Genomic DNA, 16,241 nt, shown 5'->3' on the forward strand with positions numbered 1-16,241 from the left:
ACAGGGACGTGTATTAGCGTGGACCAGAAGTTCGCCGGCCATCGCCCACGGTGGCCCTAGTCTCACGAGGAGTGATCGGATGACGTACCCGCAGTCGGGGTCTGGCTATGGCCAGGGCGACGCCGGATCCCAGTCGGCCTACGGTCAGCAGTACGGCCAGCAGTCCGGCTACGGTCAGCAGCAGTACGGCCAGCAGCAGTACGGGCAGCAGGCCGGCTACGGCCAGCAGTACGCGGCGCAGCAGCAGTACGGCCAGCAGGGCTACGGCTACCAGCAGCCGCAGCAGCCCGCGAGTCAGGGCCTTCCCGCCAACACGACGACCATCCTCGCCGCCGTCATCGGCGCGCTCGGCGTCATCACGCTGTTCTGCGGCTTCGTGGCGGGTTTCAAGGAGACCGGTCCGTACGGTGCCCAGTACAGCGCGAAGCTGTTCGAGACCGAGTTCGCGACCCCGTACGGTCTGATCGCCGTCGCGGGTGTGCTGGCTCTCGTGACCTTCCTGCTCGGTACTGAGAAGTGGGTCGCAGGCGTGGTGTTCGCGCTGTCGACCGTCGGTGCCCTCATCACGGTGTTCCAGTTCGCGACCGCTGACGCGGGCAAGGGAGCCGGCGCGATCATCCTGCTGATCACCTCCATCCTGGCCTTCCTGGCCGCGGTGGTGTGGCTGCTCATCGAGGCGGGTCAGATCAAGACGGCCGCAGCCGACGCGTCGGCCGCGGTCGCGACTCCCGCCGCCGCCCACGCGGCGCCGGCGGCGGATCCCGCGGCGTCGTCGTACGGCCACGGCTACGGTCAGCAGGCCCAGCAGCAGGCGGCCCAGCAGCCGGCGGCCGGATACGGTCAGCAGGCGCAGGCCTCCTACCAGCCCGGTTCGAGTTACGGCCAGCCGTCGGCGACACCGTCCTACGGTCAGTCCGACACCCCGCCGGCCTCGGACGCCGGGGCGACCACCGCCTTCGTGAAGCCGGAGGATGCCGACAAGCAGTAGCACTGCTCGCTCAGTCAAGAAACTGTCGAGTTCGTACCCGTACGGGGTACGAACTCGACAGTTTTTCGTTCGGGGCAGGGGAGTGCGGCGCGTCGGCGGGGCTCGACTGCCGGACCGTGACACCCTGGTAAGCGATGTCCGCGCCTTCAACTTCGAATCTGGCGGCCCGTCTTCGGCAGGTCCGTCTGGCCCGCCGTGCCGACCAGGAGCCGAAACTGCCCGCCACCTGGGACGTGATCAAGGTCGGGCTCACCGTTCCGACCGTCGCCTGGCTGGTGTCGGCGGTGATCGTGCTGATCACCAAGGTCGCGGCGGGCGCGGGGTTCTCCAGCTTCGGGTCTGCGACCGCGGCCGGATGGCTCGCGGCCAATCAGACGGCGCTGACCGTCGGCGGCGTCACCATCGGGGTGCTTCCGCTGGTTCCGACACTCCTGATCGGATACGGAACGTACCGCGTGGTCCGTCGGGCGACGGTCGACGCGACCTCGTTCAACGAGCTCCTGCGCATCGCTGGAACGGCTGTGGTCGGGCCACTGGTCGCGACCGCGCTCGCTCTCGCGGTGGTCGCCGACGGCAGTTCGTCCGGTCCGGTGGGCAGTCCGAGTCCGCTCGCCGCGTTCGGCATGACGATCGTGGTCCACGGTGTGGCGGCGCTGGCAGGCGTGGTCCCTCGCGTGATCGGGCCGTTCCTCGATGAGTTCGCCGTCGCGGCGTCCGACCGGATCGGCGCCGAAGCCGGGGTCGCCGCCTTCTTCGCCTTGATCGCCGGGGGCGGGGTTGCCGTGTTCGCGGGCTTCCTCGCGCATCTCGGCGCGGTCTCCGATCTCCTCTCGCGAGGCAACACCTTCGACGGCTACCTCGGGCTGTCGGTGTTGTCGATCCTCTACCTGCCGAACTTCGTGGTGAACGCCGCGGCCGTCACCGCGGGCGCGAGCGCGACGCTGGGCGGCACGACGATCGATGCGCTGAGCACGCATCCGGGGACGCTGCCGCCGGTGCCGATCGCGGCGGTGGTCCCCGGCTCCGATCTCGGCGCCTGGGGGGCGTTGCTCTACGCCGTGCCCGCACTGGCCGGTGTGCTGATCGGCTGGCACACCCGCAGTGACGACCTCGTCGCCCATCTGCGGGCGATCGGCGTGGGGGCGGCGGTGGCCTCACTGCTGATGGTGGTGGCTGTGGCGTTCTCGGGCGGCACGCTCGGCGAGATGGGGGAGGCCGGCGTCAGTGTTCCGCTGGCTGGGGTCTTCACGCTGACCGCGCTCGGGGTGACGGCGACGGCGACCGCCGGGATCCTCTGGCTCAACCGCAGGTTCGGCGGTCGGCGGGCGTCCGGGGCTCCCGACCTGGATCTTGACGAACTGCTCGACGAGCCGGAACCGGTGGACGCGGATGCGGACTCGAACCCGGGAGCGGACGCGGATTCGGACCAAGATCCGGACTCGGGTGACGAGGACGGGACCGAGGCGCTCGACGACGTCGATCCGGCGGTCGCGAGTGGCGCAGAACACGGACCCCCGGCGGGCGACCGACCTCCCGGTTCAGTGCGGGAGCTGGACAACTAAGCTGTAGGTCGTGACATCAGCCCAGGACGCCCGTGTGCCCGTGGTCGTCATGGCATCCGGCACCGGATCGTTGATGGCCGCAGTCCTCGACCTCGCAGCAACCGACGACGCACCCTTCCGCGTCGTCGGCGTAGTGGTCGACCGCGACTGCGGGGCCGCCGACCGCGCCGTCGACGCCGACCTGCCCGTGATCCTCTGCGAGTTGCGGGAGTACCCCGACCGTGAGGCGTGGGACGCGGCGCTCACCGCCTCGGTCGCGGAGTTGGCCCCGGAGTGGGTGGTCACCGCAGGCTTCATGAAGATCCTCGGCCCCGCATTCCTCGACCGTTTCGGCGGCCGGATCCTCAACTCGCATCCCGCGCTGCTGCCCGCGTTCCCCGGCGCGCACGGGGTCGCCGACGCCCTCGCGTACGGCGTCAAGGTCACCGGCACCACGGTGCACCTCGTCGACGACGGCGTCGACACCGGACCGATCCTCGCGCAGCGCATCGTGGAGGTGCTGCCCGACGATTCCGAAGAGACCCTTCACGAACGCATCAAAGAAGTCGAACGTGTGCTGCTGCCGGAAGTGGTGCATGCGGTCGTGACCCGTGGCGTTGTCACAGATGGACGAAAGGCACACATCAAGTGAATGCACCTGCAGACTCCGGAGCTCGCGCGGTGAAGCGCGCGCTGATCAGCGTCTATGACAAGAGCGGGCTCACCGAACTGGCGACCGCCCTCCACGGCGCGGGGGTCGAGATCGTCTCGACCGGCTCCACCGCCAAGACCATCGCCGGTGCGGGCGTTCCGGTGGTCGAGGTCAGCGAACTGACCGGCTTCCCGGAGTGCCTCGAGGGGCGGGTCAAGACCCTGCATCCGCGGGTGCACGCGGGCATCCTGGCCGACACTCGCAAGGACGATCATCTGGCGCAGCTCGACGAGCTGGGCGTGGCGCCCTTCGAGTTGGTGGTCGTGAACCTGTACCCGTTCACCGAGACCGTCGCCTCCGGTGCCGCCCCCGACGAGTGCGTCGAGCAGATCGACATCGGCGGTCCTTCGATGGTCCGTGCCGCCGCCAAGAACCACCCGTCGGTGGGCGTGGTGGTGGATCCCGCCGACTACCCGGACGCAGCCGCCGCCGTCGCCGGTGGCGGGTTCACCCTGGCACAGCGGAAGCAGCTGGCGGCCAAGGCCTTCCGTCATACAGCCGATTACGACGTCGCCGTCGCCTCGTGGATGACCTCGGTGGTCGCGCCGTCGGAGGAGACCGCAGGCGAACCGGGTGCGACCACCGGCGCGCAGTTCCCCGTGTGGGCCGGCGCCACCTGGAAGCGGTCGGCCACCCTGCGCTACGGGGAGAACCCGCATCAGGCGGCCGCGCTCTACGTCGACACCGACGCAGCACCGGGGCTGGCTCAGGCCGAGCAGCTGCACGGCAAGGAGATGTCGTTCAACAACTACACCGACGGCGACGCCGCTTGGCGTGCCGCCTACGACCACGCCGAACCGGCGGTCGCGATCATCAAACACGCGAACCCCTGCGGCATCGCGGTGGGGGCCGACATCGCCGAAGCGCACCGCAAGGCGCACGCCTGCGATCCGGTCAGCGCGTACGGGGGCGTGATCGCCACCAACCGCGAGGTGTCGGTCGAGATGGCCGAGCAGGTGGCGGAGATCTTCACCGAGGTCATCATCGCGCCGAGCTACGCCGACGGCGCGGTGGACGTCCTCTCGCGGAAGAAGAACATCCGCATCCTCGTCGCGCAGGCTCCGGCCGAGAGCGGTATCGAGATGCGTCCGGTCTCGGGCGGGTTGCTTCTGCAGGAGCGCGACGTGATCGACGCCGAGGGCGACGATCCGGCCAACTGGACGCTCGCCACGGGTACCGCGGCCGACGAGCAGACGCTGCGCGATCTGGTCTTCGCCTGGCGTGCCTGCCGTGCGGTCAAGTCGAACGCCATTCTGCTCGCCTCCGACGGTGCGTCGGTCGGCGTCGGAATGGGTCAGGTCAACCGCGTCGACTCCGCGCATCTGGCGGTGAACCGGGCGGGCGAACGTGCGGCGGGCGCGGTCGGTGCGTCCGACGCCTTCTTCCCGTTCCCCGACGGTCTTCAGGTGCTGATCGACGCCGGCGTGCGCGCGGTGGTCCAGCCGGGCGGTTCGGTCCGCGACAACGAGGTGATCGAGGCCGCCAAGGCTGCGGGCGTCACGATGTACCTGACCGGGGCGCGTCACTTCGCACACTGAGTGCCGTACGGCACGTGAGGCGCGCATGAACAGCGCTCTGGTCGCATGACGGTGATCGGGCTCCTCGCACTCGTGGCCGCGGGATTCGGTGCGGGCGTGGTCGGCTACGTGACCGGGCTGGCTTCTATCGTGAGCTATCCGGCGCTGCTCGCGGCGGGCCTGACGCCCCTGTCCGCCAATGTCACCAACACGGTGGCCCTGGTCGCCGTCGGTGTGGGGAGCTTCGCGAAGTCGGGCCGGGCGCTCACTGCCGACGACGGCGGCCGGTCGCTGCTGCGCTCGTCGCTGATGGCGCTGGCCGGCGGAATCGTGGGTGCGGCGTTGCTGCTGCTGGCGCCCGCCGCGGCGTTCGGATACGTCGTTCCGTACCTGGTGGCGCTGGCGTCGGTCGCGCTGCTGGCGCAGCCCGGTCTTCGACGGTGGATCGAGCACGGCTCCGACCGTCCGGTGGCCTGGCCGGTCGCGGTGTTCGTGGTGTCGATCTACGGCGGCTATTTCGGTGCGGGAGCCGGCGTGATCTTTCTCGCGCTCGCGCTGCTCCTGACGAGTCTGCCGCTGTGGCACTCCATGCTGCTGAAATCGGCGCTTCTGGGCGTCGCCAATGCGGTCGCGGCCGTCGCCTTCATCGTCTTCGGTCCGGTGCACTGGCCGGCGGCGGTGGCGATGGGCATCGGCTGTCTGCTCGGCGGCTGGATGGGGCCGCCGCTGGTCGCTCGGCTGCCTGCCCGGCCCCTGCGGATCGCGATCGGTCTGTGCGGTCTCGGACTCGCGGTATGGCTGGGCCTCCGTCCGGCCGGCTGAGCCGTACGCGTACCTGAGCCGTACGCGTCCTAAGGAATCGCTCGCCGCAGAGTCGCGTACGAGACGCCCGACAGCGCCGCCACCAGGACGAGCCCGTAACCGCCTACCGCGACCGGCGTGAGACCGGTGAACCAGCGTCCGACGGCCGGCCAGCCGCCGCCGAGACTGATGCCCAAGATCGCGAGGGCGATCGCCGCGGCCAGACCGATGCCGATGAGGACCAGTGTCAGCATGCCGAACCGCTTGTACACGGTGGCGGCGAAGAAACCGATGGTGAACGTGAGCATCGGCGCCATGAAGTACAGCAGGCCGGCGGCCGCGGGTCCCTGGTTCCAGATCCACGGCACCGCGAAGAAGTAGCCGTCGATCCCCCAACCGTCGGTGGCCTTCTCGATCAGGCCGCCGATCACGTACAGCACGGCGAGGCCGATGGACGCGAGGAGGGCGGTGAGGGTGGTCCCTAGATAGAACTCGCGACGAGTGACGCTCATGGCCTGGGAGAACGGGAAGGTCAGCGACATCGCCTGGATGCCGATCACGGCGAAGTACCAGAGGGGTGCCTGTGATGCGCCGCCGTAGATCGGGTCGGTGAGGTCGCTGACCGAGGCGTAGATCGCCCCGTAGATGATCAGCGAGATCGCGAATGCGGCGCCGAAGATCGTCAGCGGCAGCCAGACGAAGATCTTCTTGTTGATCAGTTGCATGCGGACGACGTTCGCTGTGCGGTTCATCGCGAGGCTCCCATCGGACGAGAGGTTGGCTCACGCCGGTCGGCGCGAGTGGTGAGACGGACGATCAGTTCCTGCATCGAGACCGGAGCGGTGGCGATGCCGCGGGCGGACAGTTCGGCCAGGTCGGTGTCCTCGAGTCGTCCCAGGACGGTCACCGAGGCGACGGAGCCGAGTCGGTCGCGGTGCAGTTCTTCGCGGTCGCCGATGAAGGCGTCGACGGCGGATTCGGCGCCGACCACGGTGAACGCCATGCCGCGGAGGTCGTCGGCCGACTCGTTCAGGACGAGCCTGCCCTCGTCGACCACGAGCACCTGCTCGACGAGGTTCGAGACCTCGTCGATGAGATGGCTCGACAGCAGAATGGTGCGGGGGAAGTCGCTGTAGTCCTCGAGGAGACGGTCGTAGAACAGTTGTCGGGCGACGGCGTCGAGACCGAGGTAGGGCTCGTCGAAGAAGGTCACGTCGGCGCGGGAGGCGAGGCCGATGATGACTCCGACCGCGGACAGCTGACCCCGGGAGAGCTTCTTGATGCGCCGGCAGTCGGGAAGCCGGAACTCCTCCACGAGGCGGTCGGCGAGTTCTTGGTCCCAGTTCGGGAAGAACAACCGTGCCATCTGGAAAGCCTGGGCCGGAGTGGAGTCCTCGGGGTAGCGCTGGCTCTCGCGTACGAAGCAGATGTGCGGCAGGACGTGCGTGTTCTCGTACGGGTCTTCGCCGAAGATCCGGGGCTCACCGGACGTCGCGAAGTTCTGAGCGGTGAGGATCGACATCAGCGTGGTCTTGCCCGCGCCGTTGCGGCCGAACAGCCCGCAGACGGTGTTCGCCGGAAGGTCGAAGCTCACGTCGTCGAGGGCGTTCGTCGATCCGTATCGCTTGGTGAGGCCTCGCGCGCTGATGGCGGGTGCGCTGGTCTGGCTGGTCATGGCCGGACTCCTTCCGACGGCTGATCGATGGTGGTGGAACGTTCGTGAATGAGGGCGACGACGTCGTCGGTGGTCAGGTTCAGCCGGCGTGACTCCACCAGCAGCGGAGTTACGAACCGGTCGGCGAAGGCCTCCCGGCGACGCACGCTCAACGCGGCGCGGGCCCCGGCGGCGACGAACATTCCCACGCCGCGCTTCTTGTAGAGGACGCCTTGGTCGACGAGCAGGTTGATGCCCTTCGCTGCGGTCGCGGGATTGATGCGGTAGAAGGCGGCGAGTTCGGTGGTGGAGGGCGCGCGAGTCTCCTCGGGCAGGGTGCCGTCGATGATCGAATCGGCAACGTGGTCGGCGACCTGCTGGAAGATGGCCCTCCCGTCGTCAATCATTGGACCGCCTCGGTTTCTTGGTTAATTACTCGACTAACTAACCATGCAACCAGTCGTCGGAGGTTGTCAAGGGGTGCGGTGCGATAGGTTGGCCGAATGAGCGATCGGCGATGCCCGTGCGGTTCGGGAGAGGTGCTGTCGGAGTGTTGCGGGCGCTACCTCACGGGCCTCGGTGTGGGGAGGCCGGCGCCGACGGCCGAAGCGTTGATGCGCAGCAGGTTCACGGCGTTCGCGCTCGGTGACGAGGAGCACCTGCTCGCGACCTGGCATCCGGACACCAGGCCGGACGAGTGTGCGCCCGACCCCGGCACGCGCTGGCTGCATCTCCATATCGACGAGGTCGTGGACGGGTCGCCCTTTCATCAGACGGGTGTCGTCGCCTTCACTGCCGTCTTCCGCGACTCCGGAGGCCGCGGTGAACTGCACGAGCGCAGCAGATTCGTCCGAGTCGGCCGTGTCTGGCTCTACGTGGACGGCGTGCACGCGGGGTGAAGCGGCCGCCACGCGCTGTGAACGGGCTGCCGCGGCGTTCTCCTGCGACAGGCGGCAGTCGTCGATACTCAACCAAGGGGTTGACAACGCACCTCACGCGGCGTCTACTCGTAGACAACCATTTGGTTGAATAAGGAGGTCGACGGCGATGGCCGACGAGTTGTCTCTCATATTCGCGGCACTGGCAGATCCGACGCGTCGAGACATGGTCGCGCGTCTCACGTCCGCGGACGCGACCGTGGGGCAGCTCGCCGAACCCTACGACGTCAGCGTGCAGGCGATCTCCAAGCATCTGAAGGTGCTCGAAGAGGCCGGCCTGGTGACGCGCTCACGGGACGGGCAACGACGTCCGGTGCACCTGGAGACCGAGGTCTTCGACCTGATGGCCAAATGGATCGAACGGTATCGCCGCCGAGCGGAAGCGCGGTACCAGCGGCTCGACGCAGTCCTCGCAGAGATGACGGGCGCCGATGCCGCGCACTCCACCGACACCGAAGGGGCCGCATCATGAACACCGAGACCTATCCCGAAGCCGCGATCGACGCCGACCCGGCGCTGCCGATCATCCGGATCACCCGCGACTTCCGGGCCACACCGGCCCAACTCGCCAAAGCGCACCTCGACCCGGAACTTTTCATGCGGTGGGTGGGACCCGACGCCATCACCTCGCGCGTCGTGATCTGGGATGCCCGCAGCGGCGGCGAATGGCGGTACGTCTCCGAACACGAGGGGCAGGAGTTCGGGTTCCGGGGCTGCTTCCACACCGTCGGCGACGATCGCATCGTTCAGACTTTCACCTTCGAGGGCATGCCCGACGAGGTGTCGTTGGAGACCCTCCGCTTCATCGATCTGGGCGACGGGCGCACCCGATTGGAGGCGCAGTCGCTCTGCGACTCCATCGAGGTCCGTGACGCCTGGCTGCGGTCGGGTATGGAGGTCGGCGTGCGGGAGGGCTATGCGAAGCTCGACCGATTGCTCGCCGACGGCGAGGTCCGGGCGTGAGCCGACTGAGCGGTCTCACGGCGTCCGATCGTCACCGCGTGGTCGCCTCCGACTTCGGTTCGCAGGCGGCCGCCACGGCCGACTGGGACGCGCCGTCGCCCGTCGACGGCTGGCGGGCACGGGACGTCGTCGCCCACCTCACCGGGTGGTTTCCGGCGTTTCTCGCCGACGGCGGCGTTCGGTTCGACGCGGCGCCGTCGGCCGACGATCCGGCCGCCGTCTGGTCGGCGCACTCGGCGCGTGTCCAGGAGCTGTTCATGCGCGACGACGTCGAGTTCTCGCACCCGAGGGTGGGCACGATGCCGCTGGCTGATGCCGTCGACCGCTTCTACACAGCCGACGTGTTCATGCACACCTGGGATCTCGCGCAGGCGAGCGGCCGTCGCCCGGACCTGGACGCGGAGTTCGCGGCGCAGTTGCTGGACGGACTGCGGGGGATGGAAGAGGTGCTGCGCTCGTCCGGTCAGTACGGTCCCGCGAAGACCGCACCGGCCGGCGCCGACCCAGTGATGCGCCTGGCGGCGTTCATCGGCCGCGACCCGCACTTCGCCGACGCCCGATAGCCGTCCGGAGCAGGGCCCTCAGGCAGACCAGTCCGGGTCCCGGCCGGCGAATCCGAGGATGTGGTCCGTCTCGTCGCGATCCGCGCCGACCTCGACGGGGGCGCCGAAAACGCCGGGCCTGCGGGTCACCTCGTCGGGGACGTGGGCGAAGACGTCGCGGATGAACTGGACGGCTTCGGCCGGGAACCGCACGCGCGAGCCGGTGGCCGCGGCGAGGTCCCAACCGTGCAGGTACAAGTCCACCGCGGGGAAGGACAGACCCTCCCTGACCGTCCGGCGTCCGACGGGGCTGTCGACCTCGCGGTCCAGATCGGTCACCTCGGCCAGTGCCTGACGGGCCTGTGCCGCTGCGGCCGCCCACCACACCGCCGGGTCGCCCTCGACCGCCGACGAGGGCGGATCGTGTCTGTTGAACTCGCGCTCGCCCCCGCGGAGTATGCGCGCGCCGACCAGTGCCGCCTCGCCCACGTGCCCGAGGACGTCCAGTGCCGTCCATCCGTCGCAGGGAGACGGAGCGGTCCAGCGGTCGGCGGGCACGGTCTCCACCACGCCGGTGAAGAAGGTCAGCCCGTTGTCGTAGGTGTCGAGGGAATCCCAGGGAGCGGTGTTCGAGGACATGATGCGAATCCTTCCGAAGAGGTGAGTAGAGCGTATCGACGAGCACTGACAGACCACGGACGAATTCGCCGCCTTCAGCGGGCGGGCCGGATCGGGAGGTAGCGTGGATGACGTGGCTGTCACCGATATCGACACTCCTGCACCGGCTCTCACCACCGTCGGCGAACTGCGTGCCTCCGGGCACGTGGAACGTGACGTCCGGGACGAGATCCGCAACAATCTGCTGACGGCGCTGCGCGCGGGCGACGACCCGTGGGACGGCATCGTCGGATTCGACGACACCGTGATCCCGCAGCTCGAACGCGCGTTGATCGCGGGGCACGACGTGGTGATGCTCGGTGAGCGCGGACAGGGCAAGACCAGGCTGCTGCGCACGCTGGCCGGGCTGCTCGACGAATGGACGCCGGTCATCGACGGCTCCGAACTCGACGAGCATCCGTACAACCCGATCCTGCCCGCCTCGATCCGGCGGGCCGCGGAGCTCGGTGACGCGCTGCCGGTGGCATGGCGGCACCGCAGCGAACGGTACAGCGAGAAGCTCGCGACCCCGGACACCTCGGTGGCCGACCTGGTCGGCGACATCGACCCGATGAAGGTGGCCCAGGGGCGGAGTCTGGGCGATCCGGAGACCATCGCATTCGGTCTCATCCCGCGGGCTCATCGCGGCATCATCGCGATCAATGAGCTGCCCGACCTCGCCGAACGGATCCAGGTGTCGATGCTCAATGTGATGGAGGAGCGAGACATCCAGGTCCGCGGCTACAGCCTGCGACTGCCCCTCGACGTCCTCGTGACGGCCAGCGCGAATCCCGAGGACTACACCAATCGAGGGCGGATCATCACTCCGCTCAAAGACCGGTTCGGTGCCGAGATCCGCACGCACTACCCGCTCGACCTGCAGGACGAGGTGGACGTCATCGAGCAGGAGGCCGACCTCGTCGCCTCGGTGCCGTCCTATCTGATCGAGGTGCTGGCGCGATTCACCCGCTACGCCCGCGAGCATCCGTCGATCGACCAGCGCTCGGGTGTGTCCGCGCGGTTCTCGATCGCCGGTGCGGAGACGGTGGCCGCGGCCGCGCTGCATCGTTCCGTGGTGGCCGGCGAGGAGTTCCCGGTCGCGCGACCGGTCGACCTGCACGCGGTGATCGAGGTGCTGCGCGGCAAAGTGGAATTCGAGTCCGGCGAGGAGGGGCGTGAGCTCGAGATCCTTGACTACCTGCTCCGCAAATCCGTCGCCGACACCGTCCGGGCCCACCTCGGCGGCGTCGACATGGCGCCGCTCGTCGCGGCGTTGGAGGCGGGCGAGGAGGTGCTCACCGGCGACCGCGTTCCCGCGGGCGACGTGCTGACAGCGCTCGGCGACACCGGCGCGGTGGCCGAGGTGATCGACGAGATCAGCCGGCGCCTGGACTCCACCGACGCCGCCGAGCGCGCCAGCGCCGCCGAACTGGCCCTGGAGGGGTTGTATCTCGCGCGCCGGATCGGCAAGGACACCGACGAGTACGGCCGCACCGCCTACCTGGTGGAACAGGTCGACGAGGACGACACGGCGTAGCTCATGAGCAGAAGGCGCTTCCACCGCTCGTCCTACCGGCGCTACACCGGCGGGCCCGACCCGCTGGCGCCGCCCGTCGACCTCCGCGACGCCCTGGAGGCGATCGGTGACGACGTGATGGCGGGATCCTCGCCCGACCGTGCGCTTCGCGAGTTCCTCCGTCGCGGGAGCGAGAACATGCGCGGGCTGGACCGGCTGGCGGAGATGGCGAACCGCAGACGGCGCGAACTGCTACGGAACCGGAACCTCGACGGGACGTTCGACGAGATCCGCGAACTGCTCGATTCGGCGGTGCTCAGCGAACGCAAGCAACTCGCGCGCGACCTCGACGACGACGCGCGGCTCGCCGAGATGCAGATCGAGAGCCTTCCGGCGTCGACGGCGCAGGCGGTCCGCGAACTCGCCGACTACGACTGGCGCAGTCCCCAGGCGCGCGCCGACTACGAGAAGATCTCCGACCTGCTCGGGCGCGAAGTGCTCGACCAGCGGTTCGCCGGAATGAAGCAGGCTCTGGAGGGCGCCACCGACGACGATCGTCGGCGCATCTCGGAGATGCTCGACGATCTCAACGACCTGCTCGCCGCGCACAATCGCGGCGAGGACACGAGCGAGCAGTTCGCCGAGTTCATGGACAAGCACGGCGAGTTCTTCCCGGAGGATCCGCGCAGCACCGAGGAGCTGATCGACTCCCTGGCGCGCCGGTCCGCCGCAGCGCAGCAGTTCTTCAACTCGCTGACCCCCGAACAGCAGGCGGAGCTCGCCGAACTGTCGCAGCAGGCCTTCGGTTCGCCTGCGCTGATGTCGCAGCTCGCGCAGATGGACGACGCGCTGCGTCAGGCGCGGCCTGACCTCGACTGGAACGGCGGCCAGGAGTTCTCCGGCGATCAGCCGATGGGACTCGGCGAGGGCGCGGCGGCGCTGCGCGATATCGCCGAGCTCGAGAACCTGGCAGAGCAGCTGTCGCAGGGATACGCGGGGGCGCAGCTCGAGGACGTGGACCTCGACGCCCTCGCGCGGCAACTCGGCGACGAAGCCGCGGCGGATGCGCGGACGCTCGCCGAACTCGACCGGGCGATGCGCGAGGAGGGCTTCTTCGACCGCGCCCCGGACGGTCAGACGAGGTTGAGTCCGAAGGCGATGCGCCGACTCGGGCAGGCGATCCTGCGTGACATCGCCCAGCAGTTGTCCGCACGCGGCGGCGACCGGCAGTCCGACCTCGCCGGCCGGCTCGGGGAGCCCACCGGAAGCAGCCGTGAGTGGCAGTTCGGCGACACCCAGCCGTGGAACGTCACCCGCACCGTCACCAACGCGGTGTTGCGCACCGTCGCCGAGGACCCGTCCGCGGCCGCTCGTCTCGCATCGGGCGACGGCGTGCGCCTCGACGTCGGTGACATCGAAGTGATCGAGACCGAGGCGCGGACCCAGGCCGCCGTCGTCCTCCTCGTCGACACCTCGTTCTCCATGGTGATGGAGGGCCGTTGGACTCCGATGAAGCGGACGGCATTGGCCCTCAATCAGCTCATCAGCACCCGGTTCCGCACCGACGAACTGCACTTGATCGAGTTCGGCCGCGTGGCCCGCGACACCACCGTCGACGTATTGACCGCGCTCGAGCCGCGGATGGAGCAGGGCACCAACCTGCACCACGCGCTGTTGCTGGCGCAGCGGCACCTCCGGCGGTTCCCGAATGCCCAGCCGGTGGTGCTGATCGTCACCGACGGTGAGCCGACCGCGCATCTGGAGCCGGACGGAGAGGACTTCTTCTTCTACCCGCCGCATCCGCGCACTATCGGGCTTACGGTGTCGGAGTTGGATCATCTCTCGCGCATGGGCACCCAGATCACGTTCTTCCGGCTGGGCGAGGATCCCGGCCTGGCGCGGTTCATCGACCGCATCGCGCGCCGGATCGGCGGCCGCGTCGTGGCGCCGGACCTCGACGGTCTCGGTGCGGCCGTGGTCGGGGATTACCTCCGGTCGCGACGGGCCCGGTAGCCGGCGGTGGGGTTCACCCGAGAGGAACTGCTCGACCGGATCGGTGCGACCGTTCCGGATCTGATCGGCTCCGACTGCCGGCTGCTGATCGCGGGCATCAATCCCGGGCTGTGGACCGCGGCGACCGGGGCCCACTTCGCCCGGCCCGGCAATCGCTTCTATCCGGCACTGCACGCCGCGGGCATCACCGATCACGTGATCGACGCATCGGCGGGGATGTCCGACGACGACGCCGCGGCGCTCACCGATGCCGGGATCGGCATCACCAATGTCGTCGCGCGGGCCACCGCGAAAGCCTCCGACCTGACTCGGGACGAGCTGCTGCGCGGCGGTCGGGAACTGGAGGCGACGGTGCTCCGGGTGCGGCCGCGCGTCCTCGCGATCCTGGGGGTCACCGCCTATCGCGCGGCGTTCGGGCGCCGCACGGCCGTGGTGGGCCGGCAGCCGGAGTCGATCGGCGGCGCCGAGCTCTGGGTACTGCCGAACCCGAGCGGGTTGAATGCGCACGAGACCGTCGAGACCCTGGCGGCTGCGTACCGGCGGGCGGCGGACGCGGCCGGGGTACGCGATCTGCGTCGCCGGTGAGCCGGGCGATTCTTGTCTAGGCTTGGGCAGATGAGCGACATCGAGCCCCGCACCTCCCGTGCTCCGCAGCCATCCGCCGGTGATGCCGCCGCGATGCTGGTCAGCGACGCCGACCGCGAACGCACTCATTCCTATCTATCGGCCGCGATGACGATGGGCGTGCTCACTCCGGAGGAGTACAGCCGGCGCGCCGGCGATGCCTCGGTCGCGCGGACGCGGGCCGATCTGGACGCATTGACTCGGGACCTGCCCCTCGATCAGCTCCGCTCGGTGGCCGCCGACGCCGCATTCGGCCAGACCCGCGTCAGTGCCTCCGGTGCCGATCCCGTCACGTCCGCGTCCGGCTTCTTCGGCGGAACCGAAGTCGGCGGGGGCGCGGTCGTGGGTGATCGACTGAAGGCCACCGCAGTGATGGGCGGCGTGGTGCTCGACCTGCGGAACGTCGAGTACACGGCGCCTGTGCTCACGGTGAAGTGCAAGGCGATCATGGGCGGCGTCGACATCGTGGTCCCGCCGGACGTCACCGTGGAGGTGCACGGGAGGGCTGTCATGGGCGGCTTCGACGGCAGCGCCGCCGGTCCCGGCGGCGAGGGCGCCCCGCGGGTGGTGATCACCGGGTTCTCGTTGATGGGCGGGGTCCGTGTGCAGCGGCGCGGCCGGGCCGACCGGCTCGGCCCCCGTCGTGCCCGCTGACGGCGGGCCGGTCAGGCCAGCGTGGCGGCGATCAGCGCGATGACGGGGATCGACAGGAGCGTGGTGATCAGGGCCGAGTCGCGGGCGAGGACCTCACCGCGCCGGTATCTGGTCGCGTAGACCAGGACGTTCTGCGCGGTCGGCAGGGCGGCGATCACGACCTGCGCGAACAACCGATGCCCGGTCATCCCGAATCCCCAGCGTGCGAGCGCGTAGGCGACGAGCGGCATCGCGACCACCTTCATCGCGGCGGCCAGCGCGACGTCTCGCCGCGGACTCTGGCCCTTCTTGAAGACGGTGACGCCGGTGAGCGTGAGACCGAAGGTGAGCAGCGCCAGCGGGACTGAGGCCTGCCCCAGCATGTCCAGTGGTTCCATCACGGCCTGCGGCGGATGCCATCCGGCCACCGAGACGATCAGGCCGATCACGCCGCCGACCAGGATCGGGTTCTTCAACGGCGTGGTCACCGTGCGCAGCGTCGAGGTCCGTCGCTCGGCCGACAGCGCGGTCAGATCGAGGGTCGCGAGGGCGACCGGGGAATAGAAGACGATCTGGAACAGCAGCAGGGGAGCGATGAACGACGCGTCGTCGAGCACGAAGATCGCGATCGGCAGACCCAGGTTCACGCTGTTGACGTACGAGGAGGACAACGCGCCGATCACGATCTCCGGTACGGCGCGGCGCAGCCAGAACCACGCGATCAGCGCGTAGACCGCGCCCACGGCGACGGCCGATGCCGAGGCGACCACGAGCGTGGACGAGAAGATCGCCGACAGATCGCTGGTGGCCAGAGAGTGTATGAGCAGTGCGGGTGTGCAGACGAAGAAGACGGTGCGCGCCAGCACCGCCGCCGCGTGTTCGCCGAGACTGCCCGTCCGGCCGAGAACGTAACCCAGGGCGACGACGATGAAGATGACGGTGAACCCCGAGATGACGCCAGACACCCGACGCATTATGCCCGCGGCGCCCGAACCCTCCGGTCACGACCTCGTCCGGGCCGCCGCGTTTTGCATCCGGGAGCCCGCGGCGGCTAACCTGGTCTGGTTGTGTGCCGCGGCCGCTGTGCCGTGGTGAGAAGACTTCAGCGGGTCTGGCGGGTCGGGAGACAGCCCGAGCCCACC

The 16,241-nt window shown here is 69.2% G+C and carries 18 protein-coding genes; 13 read left to right on the top strand and 5 right to left on the bottom strand.

All coding sequences use genetic code 11. The annotated features are described in order from the left end of the window. The first annotated feature begins 79 nt into the window (after positions 1-79). The 5 genes from ACZ5QD_RS00230 to ACZ5QD_RS00250 all read left to right on the top strand — a co-directional run bounded on the left by ACZ5QD_RS00230 (position 80) and on the right by ACZ5QD_RS00250 (position 5,580). A complete protein-coding gene (locus ACZ5QD_RS00230; RefSeq protein WP_222111753.1) occupies positions 80-988 on the top strand; it encodes a DUF5336 domain-containing protein in 909 nt (302 codons plus the stop codon). 134 nt (positions 989-1,122) lie between these two features. Continuing rightward, positions 1,123-2,550: a cell division protein PerM gene (locus ACZ5QD_RS00235; protein WP_222111752.1), complete on the top strand. Its 1,428-nt coding sequence runs from the start codon at positions 1,123-1,125 to the stop codon at positions 2,548-2,550. A gap of 49 nt (positions 2,551-2,599) precedes the next feature. Next, a complete protein-coding gene (gene purN, locus ACZ5QD_RS00240) occupies positions 2,600-3,181 on the top strand; it encodes a phosphoribosylglycinamide formyltransferase (protein WP_222111768.1) in 582 nt (193 codons plus the stop codon). Then, positions 3,178-4,779 carry a bifunctional phosphoribosylaminoimidazolecarboxamide formyltransferase/IMP cyclohydrolase gene (purH, locus tag ACZ5QD_RS00245; protein ID WP_222111751.1) on the top strand — a complete coding sequence of 534 codons (1,602 nt, stop codon included), beginning with the start codon at positions 3,178-3,180 and terminating at the stop codon, positions 4,777-4,779. The genes purN and purH overlap by 4 nt, the downstream gene beginning before the upstream one ends. Before the next feature lie 45 nt (positions 4,780-4,824). Then, positions 4,825-5,580, top strand: a complete 756-nt coding sequence (locus ACZ5QD_RS00250) for a sulfite exporter TauE/SafE family protein (RefSeq protein WP_006894676.1) — start codon at positions 4,825-4,827, stop codon at positions 5,578-5,580. A gap of 29 nt (positions 5,581-5,609) precedes the next feature. Here ACZ5QD_RS00250 and ACZ5QD_RS00255 read toward each other — a convergent pair whose 3' ends face one another. From ACZ5QD_RS00255 to ACZ5QD_RS00265, 3 genes are read right to left on the bottom strand one after another with little or no spacing between them, the layout of a single operon-like run. After that, positions 5,610-6,311 carry a hypothetical protein gene (locus tag ACZ5QD_RS00255; protein WP_006894677.1) on the bottom strand — a complete coding sequence of 234 codons (702 nt, stop codon included), beginning with the start codon at positions 6,309-6,311 and terminating at the stop codon, positions 5,610-5,612. Then, a complete protein-coding gene (locus ACZ5QD_RS00260; RefSeq protein ID WP_222111750.1) occupies positions 6,308-7,234 on the bottom strand; it encodes an ABC transporter ATP-binding protein in 927 nt (308 codons plus the stop codon). Before ACZ5QD_RS00260 ends, ACZ5QD_RS00255 begins: the two co-directional genes overlap by 4 nt. Then, on the bottom strand, positions 7,231-7,620 hold the full coding sequence (locus ACZ5QD_RS00265; RefSeq protein ID WP_464367009.1) for a GntR family transcriptional regulator: 390 nt from the start codon (positions 7,618-7,620) through the stop codon (positions 7,231-7,233). The genes ACZ5QD_RS00260 and ACZ5QD_RS00265 overlap by 4 nt, the downstream gene beginning before the upstream one ends. Before the next feature lie 96 nt (positions 7,621-7,716). On the opposite strand from ACZ5QD_RS00265, the gene ACZ5QD_RS00270 reads away from it, so the two are divergent. From ACZ5QD_RS00270 to ACZ5QD_RS00285, 4 genes are all read left to right on the top strand, one after another. Beyond that, the gene (locus ACZ5QD_RS00270) at positions 7,717-8,112 is read left to right on the top strand and encodes a YchJ family protein (protein WP_006894681.1); all 396 of its coding nucleotides are present in this window, start codon (positions 7,717-7,719) and stop codon (positions 8,110-8,112) included. A 148-nt stretch (positions 8,113-8,260) separates the two neighbouring features. Further along, the gene (locus ACZ5QD_RS00275; RefSeq protein ID WP_006894682.1) at positions 8,261-8,623 is read left to right on the top strand and encodes an ArsR/SmtB family transcription factor; all 363 of its coding nucleotides are present in this window, start codon (positions 8,261-8,263) and stop codon (positions 8,621-8,623) included. Beyond that, positions 8,620-9,114, top strand: coding sequence for an SRPBCC family protein (locus tag ACZ5QD_RS00280; RefSeq protein WP_045539336.1), 495 nt, complete (start codon positions 8,620-8,622; stop codon positions 9,112-9,114). The genes ACZ5QD_RS00275 and ACZ5QD_RS00280 overlap by 4 nt, the downstream gene beginning before the upstream one ends. Then, complete coding sequence (locus tag ACZ5QD_RS00285) at positions 9,111-9,677, top strand: maleylpyruvate isomerase family mycothiol-dependent enzyme (RefSeq protein WP_006894684.1); 567 nt, start codon at positions 9,111-9,113, stop codon at positions 9,675-9,677. The genes ACZ5QD_RS00280 and ACZ5QD_RS00285 overlap by 4 nt, the downstream gene beginning before the upstream one ends. 18 nt (positions 9,678-9,695) lie before the next feature. Here the strand turns inward: ACZ5QD_RS00285 and ACZ5QD_RS00290 are convergent, their stop codons facing one another. Beyond that, a complete protein-coding gene (locus ACZ5QD_RS00290) occupies positions 9,696-10,295 on the bottom strand; it encodes a TIGR03086 family metal-binding protein (protein WP_045539334.1) in 600 nt (199 codons plus the stop codon). 103 nt (positions 10,296-10,398) lie between these two features. On the opposite strand from ACZ5QD_RS00290, the gene ACZ5QD_RS00295 reads away from it, so the two are divergent. The 4 genes from ACZ5QD_RS00295 to ACZ5QD_RS00310 are packed head-to-tail and all read left to right on the top strand — an operon-like array spanning position 10,399 to position 15,120. Beyond that, positions 10,399-11,850, top strand: coding sequence for a sigma 54-interacting transcriptional regulator (locus ACZ5QD_RS00295; protein ID WP_006894686.1), 1,452 nt, complete (start codon positions 10,399-10,401; stop codon positions 11,848-11,850). A gap of 3 nt (positions 11,851-11,853) precedes the next feature. Further along, complete coding sequence (locus tag ACZ5QD_RS00300) at positions 11,854-13,842, top strand: VWA domain-containing protein (protein ID WP_006894687.1); 1,989 nt, start codon at positions 11,854-11,856, stop codon at positions 13,840-13,842. Between the two features lie 6 nt (positions 13,843-13,848). After that, positions 13,849-14,427 (top strand): G/U mismatch-specific DNA glycosylase, encoded by a 579-nt coding sequence (gene mug / locus ACZ5QD_RS00305; RefSeq protein ID WP_006894688.1) that lies wholly within the window; start codon positions 13,849-13,851, stop codon positions 14,425-14,427. Between the two features lie 30 nt (positions 14,428-14,457). Further along, positions 14,458-15,120: a DUF1707 SHOCT-like domain-containing protein gene (locus ACZ5QD_RS00310; protein WP_006894689.1), complete on the top strand. Its 663-nt coding sequence runs from the start codon at positions 14,458-14,460 to the stop codon at positions 15,118-15,120. An 11-nt stretch (positions 15,121-15,131) separates the two neighbouring features. Here the strand turns inward: ACZ5QD_RS00310 and ACZ5QD_RS00315 are convergent, their stop codons facing one another. Beyond that, a complete protein-coding gene (locus ACZ5QD_RS00315) occupies positions 15,132-16,064 on the bottom strand; it encodes an AEC family transporter (protein WP_006894690.1) in 933 nt (310 codons plus the stop codon). Positions 16,065-16,241 lie beyond the last annotated feature (177 nt).

The sequence above is a fragment of the Gordonia sp. J1A genome (assembly GCF_055393515.1).

Bases quoted from the DNA above. Each gene is read 5' to 3' on its own strand.
- ACZ5QD_RS00250 (WP_006894676.1), top strand. From the start codon at position 4,825: ATGACGGTGATCGGGCTCCTCGCACTCGTGGCCGCGGGATTCGGTGCG.
- ACZ5QD_RS00255 (WP_006894677.1), bottom strand. From the start codon at position 6,311: ATGAACCGCACAGCGAACGTCGTCCGCATGCAACTGATCAACAAGAAG.
- ACZ5QD_RS00280 (WP_045539336.1), top strand. From the start codon at position 8,620: ATGAACACCGAGACCTATCCCGAAGCCGCGATCGACGCCGACCCGGCG.
- ACZ5QD_RS00235 (WP_222111752.1), top strand. From the start codon at position 1,123: ATGTCCGCGCCTTCAACTTCGAATCTGGCGGCCCGTCTTCGGCAGGTC.
- ACZ5QD_RS00260 (WP_222111750.1), bottom strand. From the start codon at position 7,234: ATGACCAGCCAGACCAGCGCACCCGCCATCAGCGCGCGAGGCCTCACC.
- ACZ5QD_RS00300 (WP_006894687.1), top strand. From the start codon at position 11,854: ATGAGCAGAAGGCGCTTCCACCGCTCGTCCTACCGGCGCTACACCGGC.
- ACZ5QD_RS00265 (WP_464367009.1), bottom strand. From the start codon at position 7,620: ATGATTGACGACGGGAGGGCCATCTTCCAGCAGGTCGCCGACCACGTT.
- ACZ5QD_RS00270 (WP_006894681.1), top strand. From the start codon at position 7,717: ATGAGCGATCGGCGATGCCCGTGCGGTTCGGGAGAGGTGCTGTCGGAG.
- ACZ5QD_RS00310 (WP_006894689.1), top strand. From the start codon at position 14,458: ATGAGCGACATCGAGCCCCGCACCTCCCGTGCTCCGCAGCCATCCGCC.
- ACZ5QD_RS00290 (WP_045539334.1), bottom strand. From the start codon at position 10,295: ATGTCCTCGAACACCGCTCCCTGGGATTCCCTCGACACCTACGACAAC.
- ACZ5QD_RS00275 (WP_006894682.1), top strand. From the start codon at position 8,261: ATGGCCGACGAGTTGTCTCTCATATTCGCGGCACTGGCAGATCCGACG.
- ACZ5QD_RS00230 (WP_222111753.1), top strand. From the start codon at position 80: ATGACGTACCCGCAGTCGGGGTCTGGCTATGGCCAGGGCGACGCCGGA.
- purN (WP_222111768.1), top strand. From the start codon at position 2,600: ATGGCATCCGGCACCGGATCGTTGATGGCCGCAGTCCTCGACCTCGCA.